The organism is Shewanella sp. GutDb-MelDb (assembly GCF_002836075.1).
GTDB lineage: Bacteria > Pseudomonadota > Gammaproteobacteria > Enterobacterales > Shewanellaceae > Shewanella.
Genome location: NZ_PJBM01000254.1, coordinates 23,682 through 39,517 on the forward strand (window position 1 = coordinate 23,682; position 15,836 = coordinate 39,517).

Consider the following 15,836-nt stretch of genomic DNA (forward strand, 5'->3'; position numbering starts at 1 on the left):
ATCCATGCAAGTAGAATCCACATTATTTACTCATTCCAAGTATCGCCCTGAGCTTACTCGCCCGGCGCCGTTTTTACCTATGTCCCGCAAAGAGATGGACAAGTTAGGTTGGGATAGCTGCGATATTATTATTGTTACCGGTGATGCGTATGTGGATCACCCAAGCTTTGGTATGGCTGTTATTGGCCGCATGCTCGAAGCCCAAGGCTTTAGAGTCGGGATCATCTCGCAGCCAGATTGGTCTAACAAAAATGAATTCATGAAGTTAGGTAAACCTAATCTTTATTTTGGCATTACTGCGGGCAACATGGATTCGATGATCAACCGTTACACCGCTGAGCGTCGTATGCGTCATGACGATGCCTACACCGCGGGCAACTTAGGGGGTAAACGTCCTGATCGCGCTGTGACTGTTTATGCCCAACGTTGTAAAGAAGCCTTCAAGCAAGTGCCTGTCGTGATTGGCGGTATTGAGGCGAGTCTACGCCGAATAGCACATTACGATTACTGGTCAGACAAAGTGCGTCGCAGTGTCATCTTAGACGCCAAAGCTGACATCTTAGTTTACGGTAATGCTGAGCGCCCGCTGGTGGAGTTGTCGCACCGTTTAGCCAGTGGCGAGCCTATCGGTCAGCTACATGATATTCGCGGTACAACCGTGATCCGTAAAGAGCCACTGCCTGAGTGGAAGGGGATGGATTCGCGCAAGCTCGATCAGCTACATAAAATTGAGCCAATCCCGAATCCTTATGGTGCCGATGACGTGGGTTGCAAAAATCTCTCAGGCCCAACGGATGAGAAGATATTTGATAACGACGCCCCTAAAGCCATTAGTGTGCAACCTGCCAGACCTAAGCCTTGGGAAAAGACCTATGTGTTACTGCCAAGCTTTGAAAAGGTTTCAGAAGACAAATTTCTATATGCCCACGCTTCGCGTATTTTGCATCAAGAGCAAAACCCAGGTTGTGCTCGAGCGCTGTTTCAAAAACATGCTGAGCGTGCTATTTGGGTCAATCCACCGGCATGGCCACTGAATACTGACGAGATGGATGGCGTATTCGATTTAGCCTATAAACGTGTGCCGCATCCATCGTATGGCAAAGATATCATTCCTGCCTACGACATGATTAAGACTTCAATTAATATCATGCGTGGTTGTTTTGGCGGTTGTTCTTTCTGCTCTATTACCGAGCACGAAGGCCGTATTATCCAAAGTCGTTCACAAGAGTCTATTGTGAAAGAGATAAAAGATATTCAACAGAAAGTGCCTGGCTTTACTGGGGTCATCTCCGATCTTGGTGGCCCAACGGCTAACATGTATCGCTTAGGCTGCTCTAGCGTAAAAGCTGAGAGTACTTGCCGCCGTCTATCCTGTGTATTCCCCGCTATTTGTGGCCATTTAGATACAGATCATCAAGCAACCATCGATCTGTACCGTGCTGCGCGCGATGTTCCCGGCATTAAAAAAGTATTGATCGCCTCGGGCGTTCGCTATGATCTCGCAAGTGAAGATCCCCGCTACGTTAAAGAGCTCGCAACCCATCACGTGGGTGGCTATCTTAAGATTGCGCCAGAGCATACTGAGGATGGACCGCTAAACAAGATGATGAAGCCCGGCATGGGCAGTTACGATAAATTTAAAGAGCTTTTTGATAAGTATTCGAAAGAGGCGGGTAAGAAACAGTACCTGATCCCATACTTTATCTCGGCGCATCCAGGCACGACCAACGAAGACATGGTTAACTTGGCATTGTGGCTAAAAGGTGAAAAATTCAAACTGGATCAAGTGCAGAACTTCTATCCATCGCCGATGGCAAATGCCACCACGATTTATCATACCGGACTCAACTCGCTAAAGAATGTGAAGCATACGAGTGAAGAGGTGACGGTACCGAAAAAAGGTCGTCAACGTAAACTGCACAAAGCCTTGCTGCGCTACCATGATCCTTTAGGTTGGCCGATGATCCGTGAAGCTTTGATTGAAATGGGTAAAGAGAAGCTCATTGGTAACAGCCCATCATGCTTAGTGCCTGCTGAATCGCGTCAAGAGCGAGAAGCATTGCGCAGTAAAAAGAAGCTCGTCACTAAAGATGATGGAAAAGGTCAGAAAGCTTTCACCCGTTTTTCTGCCGATCAGTTTGATGATCGTAAGCAAGCAGATGGCAAGAAGGGCGGCACTAACAAGCCAGGGCAAGCGAAAACTGCCCAAACAAAAGCACAACCTGCTGGCCAGCGTCCGGTTAAGAAAAATGTCTGGGGCACCACGCCAAAGCATCAAAGGTAATAATTGCGTGCTTTCACTGTGCTAGCTAAATAATAAAAAGGGAATATCATTGGATATTCCCTTTTTATTGGAGTGAACAATGGCTGACAATCCAGATGACATCACCACTGATTATAGTGACGAAAGCTTTTGGCAAAAAGTAAAAAAGTTTGCTCAAAAAGCGGGTAGAGAGGTGATCGATAAGGCGTTATGCCTTTATTATGCTGCGCAGCGTCCCGATACTCCTAAATGGGCTAAAACCATTATTTTTGGTGCACTGGCTTACTTTATCGCCCCCTTTGATGCGATACCTGATTTAACGCCCGTTGTTGGTTTTTCAGATGATTTAGGCGCACTTGCTGCGGCTTTGGCCATGGTGTCGATGTATGTGGATGACAAGGTCAAAACCCAAGCGGCAGAAAAATCAGCCGCTTGGTTTGATTAAAGTTGATCCATAAACAGAACCAATGAAGTGGTGAGTGACGAGTAGAAGCAGATACTTATGCTCAATAGTATCCATAAGCACAGTGTTGCGTGATCTTACTGCTACCACTCATTAATACCCCTATCAGGCGTTGGCCATTGAACGGGTGGCTGATTCTATACGATCCCTTACCTGACGTGATTTATCGCTGTTAAATATCTCCAGCAATGTAGCTGCATCCGCTTGCTTAGCGAGAATATCGACTAAGGCAGCGCGATTATTCACATGGAGGTAGGGCAGTATCGACTTGAGCTCTCCTTTACGGGCCAGCGCGGCGAGGTGCTCTCCCATACAGTTGCGATAGTTTTTAATGGCAAACAGCACAATTAGTTCACGCTTAACATCATGGCTCATTAGCCAGTCCATCAGCTTGTTATAGGCGTGTTCTTCATAGTCATCGTGAGCCAAATTTAATCGGGTTTCGAGGTCAATATTACCGTCTTGCACCCGCTTATCCATATCGCCTTCGACCAAGAGCTCCATGATCACCTTGTAAGCACGATAGCTGTGGTTAGCCAGCAGTAACAGCAGTCGTTCGCTGCGCTGAGTATCGATGCGCCACAGGAACTGACCTAGGCTGTAAGTTCGATACTCATCCAAATCGACGATAGTAGCCTCAAGCATATAAGCATTAAACAGCGGGGCCATAACCTCATAGCGGGTGTCTCCCTGAAGGTAGGACCATAGTGTTTCTTCGATGAGATGTTGACGCCCCGTTTGGCTTGGCAGCTTATGCACGGCATCGATCACCACACTTGCATCAACATTGCTATCTAAGACAAGCACCTCCCCACGGACGTGGAGCTGTTCACGCCCGGCAATGTCTTTATCACCAACCAATAGCAGCAATTCATCGCCGACACGTTGGGCTATCGTGACGCCGATCCAACTCATCCCGTCGCGATGACGAGTCTGGCTTATATCAGCTTCGGGGTGCATCCGCAGCGGGAGTCTCAACTTTTTAGGGAGATCGTCCGGATCGGACATAAAGCCGAAGAAGAGTGTCGATGAGCTAAATTGGTGCGCTATGACTGTCTCCCATGACTGATTATTCAACGCTATAAATTGATGCAAGCATTGTCTAAAATCATAGTCTAATGCGAACGGAAGCTGTGGAAAGCGCAGCGCAACATCCTGATGAAACTCCAGCTTATGCGTCTGATAGGTATAGTCTAATCCCCGCAGTAAGGCTTGTGCTTGGCGTTTATGAGTCGCGCCAATCATGCTGCTCTGTTCATGACTGGACGGTATGTTTGACCCCATAAGCTCGACTAAGGCAAGGTACTCTTTTTTGCGAAATTGGCTGTCAATGGACTGTTCAACCTCAAACGCCAGAGTATAGTCTTGGGCTATACCATGACGATTAAGCATCTCGTAGAAGTTTATCTCATCGAGCTGATTGCCAAACTCTAACTTGTAATTGTGATGACTATAGAGGCGACTGATATGGCGGATCATTTTTGTCGGCGCCATGGTGATCAGTAACTGCCATAGCCGCTCGGCGATTTTAGCCTCAGGTATTGCAACCTGTTTAAGCCAGAAACAGATAAGAGCCACCCGTTGATAGTCATCGTCGTGGTCGCTAAAGAAGTGATAGCCAATCTGCTTTTCGCTGATTTTTGGGAAGTAAAGATCGGACTGGCGACAGACTTCGTCTCTGTGCAGATGCTTGTCAAATAATGCGATGATCGCTTGCTGGCTAAGTTCGGCATCATCTTCAGTGAAAAAGTTTTTGACCTGCTCAAGCTCAGTGTTGTTAAAACCATTTTCTTTGGAATGACCTTGACCTTGGATATGAGCTCGCTCGAGTAGCAATGCTAAGGCTCGCTCGAATATCTCACTTAAGCCTGCTTGTAACTCGGCGGTGTAGGTGTCATTAATCTGGTTATTAGTATCTTTCAGCAGCAGGTAAGCTTTGAGTGCATCAGTGCCCAGATCATCTTCATCCCATTGGCTCGTATCACAGCAAATACGCTGACGGAATAGATTATCAGCCTCCTCCAGCATGGTACGCGTGATGGGGTCATCGAGATCGGAAAAGCAACCAATTAGCTGTTCGAGTTTACGTTTATCATGCTTGCTGAGCTCGCCTTTCGGGGTGCTGGGAGCGGGGTCAAAGCGGGCATAGTAAGCCTCGGTGGTCATAATAGCCTGATAGTCTCCTTCACCAGTGAGCATTTCACACAGTTCGGCAGATAAGGTTTGTTGAGCTAATAAACGATAAAAAATATCGAGGAGTCTCAGCATAATGTGCGCTGATTGGACATGGCTGATACTGTTTTCACCGGCGACGACGAAGGCTTTAGAGAGAGTGCCATGTTCGAACTCGACGTCGACAAAGCTGTCTTCCTCTGCGAGCAGGTCATTGGCGGGGTAAGCAAACACCCGATGTATGTTCTCCCGCAGGTTATCAAGGCCGTCTGTATCCCAGCAGGCATTATCCATCGCAAAGTACAGCGTTGGGGCATGGGCTTTACAATGCGCCCAAATATCGAAGGGCTTAAGGGTATCGAGCACACTTGGATTTTCGTTAACGATCACATATTTCAGTAGGGCTTCATTATTGTCCAGTGTCGCGATAAAATCGGTCAGCATACGAATGCCACCCTGCTCGGCTTCCAGCACTTCCTGACGTGCTTCGTCTAAGCGCTCATCCTCCCGTTTTTTAAAGACACTCTGGGCATAGCTCATGAGTGGCTCATCAAGCTCATTTTTTAGTTGTCGTTGTAAGTCCATCGCCTCATTTTCGAGAGTGCCATGGATAAAGTGACGCCCGAGTTGCAGCTCTATTTCTTCTTCCTGCTCCCAGCCGCAGAATTCGGGGAACAAACTCTTATAAATCGCCAATACTGGACTTTGGCTGTTCAGATCATCACTTTCGCTGTAAGCAAGCATAGGCTGAGCTGTAAAACGCTGTTTGATCAACTCGATAAAGCGCTGGTAGTGCTGCGGGTTTTGCTGGAGATATACACCTAGTGGCTGATACTCGGGAGATGGTTCTTCCCAGTTACAACCGTAAAAGGCAAAACGGAAGGCGGCGTTATCACACCAAACAAATGCCTTCATCATGGCATCGCACCAGCCGTGACGCTTGATCAGGCTGAGCAACATATCCTCATAGCCATTGGCGTGTTCATCGTCCCAATAGGGGATAAAAAACTGTGCCAGATACACAGCGTCATCAGCATCTTTTATGGCCATCATATACAGAGCTTCGGCGCCGAATACGCGCATGTCATCGACCCACATTTCGCTGGTATCGTTCTCATAGCGTGCATAATCAACCATAGCTTGAGCGGTTCGGCGAAGCTGTGACTTAAGTGCGTCGTGTTCTAGTGCGATGGCGAACAGTAGGACCTCTGAGATATAGAGACTGCTCTGTTCACTCACCACATCATCTGAGTCATAGCCGGCGTCTGGCGTGAGATTGAGGGCTTGTAACGCTAATGTGGCATTGGCGGTGTCTGTCAGTTGAAGGTGAAGCCTTTGACCTGAGCTGATATCCATAAAAGTGATATCAAACTGACTGTCTTTAAAGGCCTGATGGCCTTCTAACAGCGACTGATACTCTGTTAATGCTTGCTCGATACTTATGATATTGGTGCGATTGAATTCGACAATTTGAGATTTCGGAAATGAGTCCATTTTAACGTCCTGTTAAATGAAGTAGTTGGCTAATTTATAAGAGGGAATACTTGATAATATCTAAAATAGTAGCTGATTACCTGATTAATAACAATAGGTTACATGTGTGGTGTTTGTTGGTTTTTTGTTGCCGAATTGTGTGGTGAGATAGCGTTGAATAATGAGCGTGGGAAGTCGTGACTAAACGACAGTTGTGGCAGCGTGTAGAACCGATTAAACAAGAGTCTTAATTTGCTAGGTAGCAATACTGAGGTGGTTTTAATCCAAAGAGGCTTCAATTTTTCAGCTTTTAGACTAGAAAAGCCGCTGTATCCAGCGGCATTGTTTGGTCATTATTTAAGTTTGAATTGACTCACTATTAGTTCGAGTTGATGGTTGGCTGTGGCGAGGTTGACGGTTTCATTACTGGTGGTTTCGCCGTTCATGGCCAGTTCACTTGCCATCTCGCAAATGGCAGACATGTTACGAGTAACTTCACTCGATACCGAACTTTGCTCTTCTGCGGCGGTGGCTATCTGAGTATTAAGATCATTAATTTGATTGACTGAGTCACCAATGGCATCTAGATCGCTGGCGACGATTTCGGTGGTTTCAGCTGTTTTTATACAGGTATTCTTGGTGGCATCCATGGAGGACATTGCCGCATTAGACGCTTCTCTGAGTTTATTGAGGGTTACTTCAATTTCAGCTGTGCTTGTTTGGGTTCTGGCGGCGAGTGCTCTGACTTCATCGGCAACAACCGCAAAACCGCGTCCTTGTTCGCCCGCTCGAGCCGCTTCTATGGCGGCATTAAGTGCTAATAGATTGGTTTGGTCGGCAATTTCACCTATCACCTTTAGTACCTGAGTGATGTTTATGGTGTCTTTATTGATTTGTTCAATATTGGTTGAGGTATTTTCGACTTCTTGCACGAGCTGAGCCACGGTGCTGGTTGCCTTGGCGACAATGGCCTTTGATTCCATGGTTTGATTCTTGGTGACTTGAGTGAAAGAGGCTGTTTCGGCGCCGTTTCTCGCGACATCGTTGGCAGTGGCGCTCATCTCTTCAACGGCGGCGACGATCTGTTCGGTCTCAGTGGTGTGTGCGCTTAAAATCGAGCGATTGGCGTCAGTTTCTGATTTTAAGCGTTCAACACTGCTGGCGATATGGGTTGATGATTGCAGTACCTCTAACATCATCGATTGCAGGCTTTCGATGAACAGGTTAATACCTTTTGAGATCTGGCCTAAATCATCCTCATTTTTAACGTCTAGACGTCGAGTCAAGTCACCATTACCCATAGACAGTTCGGTGACCATCTCTTTGAGGGACAGAATGGGCTTATAGAGTACAAATAACACGCCGAGTAACACACTGATCGCCAGCGCTAGCATTATAGCGGAAGACAACATGGCGCGATAAAGTGCACTGTCGACAGCGGCATAGGCTACTGATTTATCAAGAGCAACAAACAAATACCACTTCTTACCATTGACTAAATTAATGGCTTTTGAAACCGCGAGCTTATCTATGCCATCTAGAGTGTATTCCTGCATGGTTTCATCATTCGACAATAATGTCTGCTGTACTTGCGCTAAGCCAAAGTCAGAAAAGCGGGTTCCTGTGGTCAGAGTCTGAGATTCTGATGCCAGTACTTTGCCTGTTTGGTCGGTAATTAGGGTGACTGCGCCCGGATAGTTAACGGCTTTGACGGTATCACTAAGGTAAGTGAGTTCTATGTCTCCAAGTACCACGCCATCCCCGAGATTTTTTAGAATAGAAATTACATCATGTCCGGTGCCGTCATCGACATAAATATCGGTGATATCAAGATTAATAGAAGACTTGCCTTGTTGATACCAAGGGCGAGTGCGGGGGTCATATTTTTCAGCTATTGCTTTGCCGTTGAGCCACTTGCTACTGGTCTCGGTTGAATAGGCGCTGCCATCGTCAAAACCAAAGTAGATCCGTGCAACCCCGCCTACATCGGTCGATAATCTTGCCGCATTAACATAGTTATCGCGATAACTGCCGCTGTGATAGTGCTTGGCTAAGGCGTCTATGGCATCGGCTTTTTCTTTAAACCAGCTTTCAATATTAGCTGACTCATATTTAACCACGTTAGTTAGTTTTTCATTGGTACTGGCAATGGTGCTTTGTTTGAGCTCGATGTAAGACAACCAGTTTGAGATCACAAGACAAAGTGTGACTAAAGTCACCATTGACGCGATGAGCGATTTTCTAAATCCTAGCAATTGTTTATCTCCACGATATGACGCGAATAAAAAGAGGCCGGGGAACGGCCTCTTTAGGTGGGATCTTACAGACGTGCGACTAAACTAAACTAGCCTTGCCAAGTTAGGTTGAAGTCGTATCTAAAGCCGATAGTCACGGCTTGGTCGTCTTCACGGTTGTCGTAGCTTTTATCAAGGTATTCTAAGTGAACACGCACGTTAGCGAGAGGGTTCCATTCCAAGGTGGTATTAAAGCCGTCATAGTCGGCTGAGGTGGTGTCATTAATACCGTCTTTAAATTGGAAGTAGCCGAGCTTAACTTTGTAGTCATCACTAATAGGATAGGCAAATGCGGTGTCTAAGGTACTGCCACTGCGATCTTTATTCATGCTGCCAGCATTATAGTTATACTGCTTATCTTGGTAACTAACAGCCATATACATGTCGTTACTGAAAGTATAAGCAACTACGCCACCGACTGTTTTGTCATCACCCTCTACGCCACTAGTATCGGCAGTATTTTGGGCGACATAACCTAAACCTATGTGCAGTTGATTAAGATCGTAACCCACACCCACGTTGATCATGTCGGTTGCATCTTCACCGCTATCACCATCAAACTGTGCACCTGCCATCCAGGTGAAGTCGCCAGTGACGAGCTGGTAAGTGACAAAGTTATCGACAAAGAATGGGCTTTCATGGTCATACGCGTAAGGGCTGTTACCGTGGTTAAAGATATCCACATACTCAGCAACGAGGGTGTATTGCGCAGGACGTTGCTTACCGATACCGACTTGGCCATAAGGTGAAGCAATAGCAGCATAAGCTTGGCGTGCTTTACCAAAATTACCTGAGTTGGCGATATCAACGCTCCATTCGCCTTGAGCTATCGCAGTCCAGCCATCAGCAAACTCAGTGCTGGCTTTAATACCGATACGAGACAGTGCATCACGTACATCCCAGGTTTTATCTTGGCCGTCATCTAAGTAACTTAATGTCGGACGAATTGAGCCATAAAGGCTGACTTGGCTATTTTCAAATTGTGAAGGTGCAGCATTTTTTTCTAGTTGGGCGATACGGGCTTCAAGCGAGGCGGTATCTTCTGCAGCGTAAACGTTAGCGCAGCATAAACTAACCGCAATCGCGACCAGTGACTTAAGTGTTTTCATCGGTGTATTTCCCTATATTTCGGCTGCAAAAATTCACCTTCTCTAGCGAGTAGAGTGGCAATGCAGCACGAATGAATGAGTGTTGGTTTGAAATGCTCATCAGCCTTTGTTAGCTGATGAGCAGGGTGAGTCCTTTAGTGAGCTGGTATTATTTCAGCTTCTTGAACCATAAGTTGTGATGTTGCTTAGCCCAGTTCTCGTCACAATAACCAGAAGTCATGTTAGACATGCCGCCTTCGGACATCACTGTCGCCATGAAGATGTGTACCACTGAGAAAGCGCTGATGATGATGGTTGAAACAATGTGCATTGCTAGCATCAAATTAGCGGTATTCTTAGTAACAGCAAAGGTTTCAGGGAACATCATTGTCAGACCCGAAATCACCATCAAGCCACCAAAGAGTGCAAACACCCAGAACCAAAGCTTTTCACCAGCGTTGGCAAAGCCTGCATCTGGATGATGTTTCTTACCGGTATTGAGGTAACCACCAAGTACGGCAAACCACTTAAGGTCATAGCTGGCTGGAATTTGCTTTGGTGCCCACATCAATATCATCAGGATGTAACCTAAGATGAAGGGAAACGCCATTAGCTCATGCAGGCCGCTAGAAAGACCGACCAGCGATGCCCAGCTAGAGGCATTCATGCTTGGCTCAAAGTAGTGTCGACCACCCGCTAAGACTAAACCCGTTAGCATAAGCAGGATGCAGGCAATCGCTCCCAGCCAATGCACACTGATGCTTAAGCCTGACCAGCGTTTGATCATCTTACCCGAGAAGCCTTTATCCAGACGCGAAATGCCGTTCACCATGATGAAGATGATAAACAAGGCGATGACGCCAAACAGGCTAGCAAAAACCAAAAATGCGATACTTTCTGTGGCTGCTAAGTAACCCAGAATAGTTTCGTCAGCATCTTCAGGTATTGATGCTGGCATCAATAACTCAGGTTGCGTCGGCATACCGCGTATTTCCGGGATGTCACCTGGTATAGCTTCTACTTGAATTTCTTGCCATTGCTGAGGCTGCAATGTCGCAACGTCAGCAGCCATGGCTGCTGTTGAGACAAACAGGCTCATGACAATAAAACTAAACAATCTTATTGCTCTGTTCATTCGTAACTCCTTTAGCGATGTTAGGTCGCCTATTGGGTACTTCCCGTCGAATATCTGAGGGGTATAGATTCAGGTATCGACGGACATTACCGTTTCACTCGGTACAAAATGGGTTAACTTATCGTGTATAAAGTCAACTCATCACTGCATTTGTTGGGTGATCAAAAGGTGCAGTTCAGTCGCAAACTCGCGCCAAAAAGCTTGCTGGGCATGGCTCTTTATCCCTTCACAGAAGGGCGTGATCCAAGTGCCAAGGTGCTTAGTGATAAACTCGTCGCCAATGGCTGTGAGTTCCTCGAAGGCGTCGATATTATTGGCTGCTTTCTGCTCACTCGCTAACGCGTGAACACAGTAGAGAAACTCCAGTTCGTTACCGATAAAGTCGGCAGGTTCATTGAATTTATCGTCAATGACCAAGCCAATCTCTTGATAAAACTCGGCAACTCTGACCGTTTCGTCTGTATTCATGACATGGTTGCCGCTGCGATAAACGCCCTCGTAGGGAGCAACCAACAGCTTATATGGCCCGATACACATGCGGTTGAAGTCAAACTCCAATTCCGATGAGTCATCGACAAATTTCTTTGCTTCTGTGAGCAAAGCGCTATCGGGACGATTCGCTTCGAGATATGCGATCATGCCGGTTAACGCCTCTGTCCCAGAGGGCGCGAAGATCATCGATTTATAGGCAAAATATGCTGTTGCCATCGGACCATATTGCATTGTCATTATGCGCGTTCCTTAATAATCACCATGTTTGGTTTCGTGATGCAATCGCCGTAACCGACACCTTCTTTACTGGCAGATGGTTTCTTTAACACTTCATCGATGTTACCGACTTGGATACATTCAACTGGACAGCCAGCAACGCAGGCGGGTGCCATGCCACGGTCTAGTAGTTCGACACACATGTTGCATTTGTCAGCCTTACCATCGTCTTCACGAATGTTGACCGCAGAGTATGGACAGGCGCTGACACATAGGCCACAACCAGTACATTTCTCACGATCTAGCACCACGATACCGTCATCTCTGACATGGTAGGCCTTAGTCGGGCAAACCATTAGGCAGGCAGGGTTTTCACAGTGCATGCAAGAGTGAGATAACCACACATCAATCGCGCCGTCTTCACGTTCTACTTCATAGCGGTCGACTTTGCGGAAACGATGGTTCTCTGGTAGTTCATTATGAATTTGGCAAGCCACGGTGCAGGCACCACAACCGACACAGTTCTCTTGTCTGAAGACAAAGCCCACTTTTTGATTAATAGACATCTTTTACTCCTTAGGCTTTTTCTAACGCGACATTAGTCGAATGGTAGGCTGAACAGCCGCCCATATCGGTTAACTTGTCGGTAGTGAGGTTGTTGGTACAACTAGCTCTGCCCTGAGGGTCCATACGGCGCCAGTTGTTCTTGGGCGCCATTACGGTGCCGCGGCCAACCTGACCTGAAACCTGTGCGGTGAAGAAAGCTTCGCCACGGTGGTTGCTGAGTCGGACTGTGTCGTTATTCTTAATGCCTAACGCTTTAGCGTCTTCGGTATTAATCTTGGCAAAATACGCCGGGAAGTTACGAATATACTTCACGTTATAGAAGGCGCTGTTTGCACGTTGAGGGATCGCAGGAGATAACATGCGGAATGGCAAGTTCTTCTCTTCAGGGATCATCTCATCTTCAGGCAAACCGAAGTCAATCACTGGGTGGTAGCCGGCATCAATCATCATCTGAGAATGGAATTCAATCTTGCCACTGTCAGTCTTATACTTGCCGTCACCAAAATAGGGACGTTGCTCGTAGACTGTGACAAACTTCTCTTTGATGATCTGTTCGTAGGTGATGTTGTTGTGTTTGAACGCAGGTTCTTCAGTGTCTAAGAAGTCACGCAGAATTTGTTCATAATCGACGCGCATCTCTGGATGGTGATCCAGTCCCATATGAGCGGCTAACTCTTTGAAGAAGACCCAGTTATCTTTAGATTCACCTAAAGGCTCAATCACTTTCTCAGAAGTTTGCATGTGGTAACAGTTGTAATCAGTACCCATATCTGGGAACTCGAACTGCGTGGTTGATGGCACAATAATATCGGCAAGTTCTGCAGTATCAGTCATCAAGAAATCATGGACGACTAAGAACAGATCATCACGCATAACACCGCGGCGACAGGCATTGGAATCTGGCGCTACTGAAACGAAGTTACCATTGTAGTTAATCACAGCTTTAATAGGCTTGATGGGTTTGCCATAGCCAGTCGGATTAGTCGGGTGAAGCGCCTTGGCGATTTCCGTCATGTTGACATGGCCTACCGTGTCACCATGGGGATGGATATGATCCGCACGACCCTTAGAGTAGTTCAGGCTGTCATCGGCTTGGGTGTTATCGTAAACAAAACCATTACCAATCTTACCGAATTGACCCGCAACAGCGTGCATCATCGCGATAGCGCGAGACATACGAGCGCCGTTGTAGTTACGCTGCATACCGTAACCTAGACGTAATACCGATAGCTCAGACTCACCGTAGACCTTGGCAAACTTGAACATCTTCTCTCTTGGTACACCGGTAACCTTCTCTATTTCGTCGTAACTCATTTCGTCGAGACGTTTTAGCAGGTCTTGGTAACCCAGAGTATTAGCTTCGATAAACTTAAGATCGGCTAAGTTATTTTCGATCAAGTATTTCATGATACCGGCAGCAAGATGGGTATCGGTACTTGGCTTTGGTTGTAGCCAGATATCAGCTTGTGACGCAATCGGCGTACGCATCGGGTTCACAACTAACAGCTTGGCACCCTTATCGCGTGCCTGGTTGATGAACTTAATACCGTGAACGTTGGTTGCCGTCTCGTTCTGACCCCAAGAGATATAACAGTTGGTGTAGATGTTGTCGTATGGATCTGGACCTTGGTAAGTACCTGTCACAGATTTAAGACCTTCATAGGCGGCAAATACACACACCTTACGGTCGAGCTTACGTGCACCAACGGCATTGAAGAAGCGGCTTGGTCCGCCGTATTTACCGATAACGCCTTCGTGACCAGAGTAGCTGTATGGCAGGATCGAATCCGAACCGTGCTCTTTAATAATTGTCTTCAGGCGAGAGCTGATTTTTTCATAGGCTTCATCCCATGAAATACGACGCCACTTGCCTTCGCCCTTTTCACCCGCACGTTCCATTGGGTGTAAGATACGGTCGGCAGCGTAAGTGTACTGCACATAGGCATGGCCCTTTACACAAGGTGAGGTGCCCATTTTCTTCATCTCTGAAGCACCTTCGACATAGGTAAAACGGCCATTTTGTACGGTACATTTAAGTAAGCAACGGTCAGCACAGTTACGTTGGCAAGTGTGATATTTGATCTCACCTTCGCGCTTGAGTAATTTGTCTGGTGCGCCGCCACGTTGTTCCGTAGCGCTGGCAATGCCGGGCATCAAGCCTGACAGAGAGCCTACAACGGAGCTGGCTCCGACTCCCTGCAGGAAGGTGCGTCTGTTAATCTTCATATGTGTTCCCCATCTTGATAGTGTTTATTCACTACTTATATTTTTTGCGTTGACGACATTAATATTACTGTGAGTAGTTTAACTTCAGGCGTAGTTAGTACTTACTCTTTTTTGAACGGTTTAGTCCTGGTGTTACTCCTTTAACGGTCAAATCAGGCCTCTCATCGGCACTGGTTTTGACTTCTCCTATGAATATGTCACTAGGCTTCACTTGCTAAACGCCACTCTCTTTCTAGCCCACAAATTAATTTAGATTTTACCCAACTGAATGCGGCCGAATGATTGGTATTGCCAAATAGTACATAGTTGCCAATTTCACGATTTTCACGGCGACGTATTCGACATTTCTGTGCCAGATCTTCAGGCAATTTGACATAGTCAATGCCGGGTAACATATTGACGAATTGACGCGTAAATTGGTTACAGCTCAGCGTGATGGCATTGGTTTCACTTAGCAGTCGCATTGCGGAGGCTAGACTGTCGGTATAGCCCTCGACCTCCATGCATAAGTCTTGTTCACGGCATAAATTAACTAACAGCGGGCAAACAAGGTCGTCGTAATTATCAATCTCTAAACAGGAATAACGAGAGAGGTTTTCAAGCGTGAGCGGCTGATTGAAAATGGGGTGCGCACGTTTAGCTAAAATATAGAGGCTGTCAGTTTCTGAAAACATTTCGTAGTTGAGGTTTTTGCCATTAAACCCTTCGTATACGACCACAAAATCCATATCGCCATTGGCAAGTTCTGTAGAGCAGTCGTGGGTTAATACTCTGACATCAAACCTTAAGTTAGGTGCTTCTTTCAAAATGTCGTCGCGAACCACTTTTTGTACTGCATAGACAAACTCATCGTAGGCATGAATAACAAACTGCCCACCTGACTCTGCTGGGGTGAATACTGAATGTTGCATCTCTATTTTTTGGTACTGTTCAACCAGGCTTTTTGCCATTGGGATAAGTTGATGAGTTTTCTCGGTAGCCACAAAGCCAGAGCAGCGTCTTATAAAAAGAGAGTCTTTAAAGATATCTCTCAATATTTTCAAGGTTCTACTCACACCAGAAGCCGTCATGCCCAATTCATTTGCGGCTTGATGGCTTTGTCCATGTTCATATATAGCAATAAACACTTTTAATTGATTATAATTTAGTTGGTCTATTTTGTTCATGGAAATTCACTGGCTGAATTAATTGATTGGTATCATCTATATAATAGTTGTGATGTTCAGTGTTATAAGTCACATTTTTAAAAAGCTTGTTTTTATATTTTTGATATAGCTCTCGTGTTTTACATATTAACATTCGCAAATGTCGAATAGTGATATTTGCTCTGGACATCTCTATAGATGTGGTTTCTATGCCTTATACAGATTAAGTTGTACTTTGGTACTAAATAGTCTTGATGCTGATTATTATTTAAATTGTTATTTATTAATTACTTATGGTGCTG

10 protein-coding genes are annotated in these 15,836 nt (G+C 46.1%); 2 read left to right on the forward strand and 8 right to left on the reverse strand.

Features of this window, described 5'->3' with window-relative positions:
* Nucleotides 1-4 precede the first annotated feature (4 nt).
* Nucleotides 5-2,284 carry a YgiQ family radical SAM protein gene (locus CXF82_RS17595; RefSeq protein ID WP_102044674.1) on the forward strand — a complete coding sequence of 760 codons (2,280 nt, stop codon included), beginning with the start codon at nucleotides 5-7 and terminating at the stop codon, nucleotides 2,282-2,284.
* Nucleotides 2,285-2,363: 79 nt separating this feature from the next.
* Nucleotides 2,364-2,708, forward strand: a complete 345-nt coding sequence (locus CXF82_RS17600; protein WP_101093409.1) for a YkvA family protein — start codon at nucleotides 2,364-2,366, stop codon at nucleotides 2,706-2,708.
* A 123-nt stretch (nucleotides 2,709-2,831) separates the two neighbouring features.
* Here CXF82_RS17600 and CXF82_RS17605 read toward each other — a convergent pair whose 3' ends face one another.
* The 8 genes from CXF82_RS17605 to CXF82_RS17640 form a co-directional block, all read right to left on the reverse strand.
* On the reverse strand, nucleotides 2,832-6,392 hold the full coding sequence (locus tag CXF82_RS17605) for a hypothetical protein (protein WP_102044675.1): 3,561 nt from the start codon (nucleotides 6,390-6,392) through the stop codon (nucleotides 2,832-2,834).
* Between the two features lie 332 nt (nucleotides 6,393-6,724).
* On the reverse strand, nucleotides 6,725-8,593 hold the full coding sequence (locus tag CXF82_RS17610; protein ID WP_180961227.1) for a methyl-accepting chemotaxis protein: 1,869 nt from the start codon (nucleotides 8,591-8,593) through the stop codon (nucleotides 6,725-6,727).
* Nucleotides 8,594-8,715: 122 nt separating this feature from the next.
* Nucleotides 8,716-9,774, reverse strand: a complete 1,059-nt coding sequence (locus CXF82_RS17615; protein WP_101093406.1) for a porin — start codon at nucleotides 9,772-9,774, stop codon at nucleotides 8,716-8,718.
* A 148-nt stretch (nucleotides 9,775-9,922) separates the two neighbouring features.
* Nucleotides 9,923-10,888 (reverse strand): formate dehydrogenase subunit gamma, encoded by a 966-nt coding sequence (locus tag CXF82_RS17620; RefSeq protein ID WP_101093405.1) that lies wholly within the window; start codon nucleotides 10,886-10,888, stop codon nucleotides 9,923-9,925.
* A 141-nt stretch (nucleotides 10,889-11,029) separates the two neighbouring features.
* Nucleotides 11,030-11,617 (reverse strand): TorD/DmsD family molecular chaperone, encoded by a 588-nt coding sequence (locus CXF82_RS17625; RefSeq protein ID WP_101093404.1) that lies wholly within the window; start codon nucleotides 11,615-11,617, stop codon nucleotides 11,030-11,032.
* On the reverse strand, nucleotides 11,617-12,162 hold the full coding sequence (locus CXF82_RS17630) for a 4Fe-4S dicluster domain-containing protein (protein WP_101093403.1): 546 nt from the start codon (nucleotides 12,160-12,162) through the stop codon (nucleotides 11,617-11,619). Before CXF82_RS17630 ends, CXF82_RS17625 begins: the two co-directional genes overlap by 1 nt.
* 10 nt (nucleotides 12,163-12,172) lie before the next feature.
* Complete coding sequence (locus CXF82_RS17635) at nucleotides 12,173-14,389, reverse strand: molybdopterin-dependent oxidoreductase (RefSeq protein ID WP_101093402.1); 2,217 nt, start codon at nucleotides 14,387-14,389, stop codon at nucleotides 12,173-12,175.
* Between the two features lie 200 nt (nucleotides 14,390-14,589).
* A complete protein-coding gene (locus CXF82_RS17640) occupies nucleotides 14,590-15,555 on the reverse strand; it encodes a LysR family transcriptional regulator (RefSeq protein ID WP_101093401.1) in 966 nt (321 codons plus the stop codon).
* Nucleotides 15,556-15,836 lie beyond the last annotated feature (281 nt).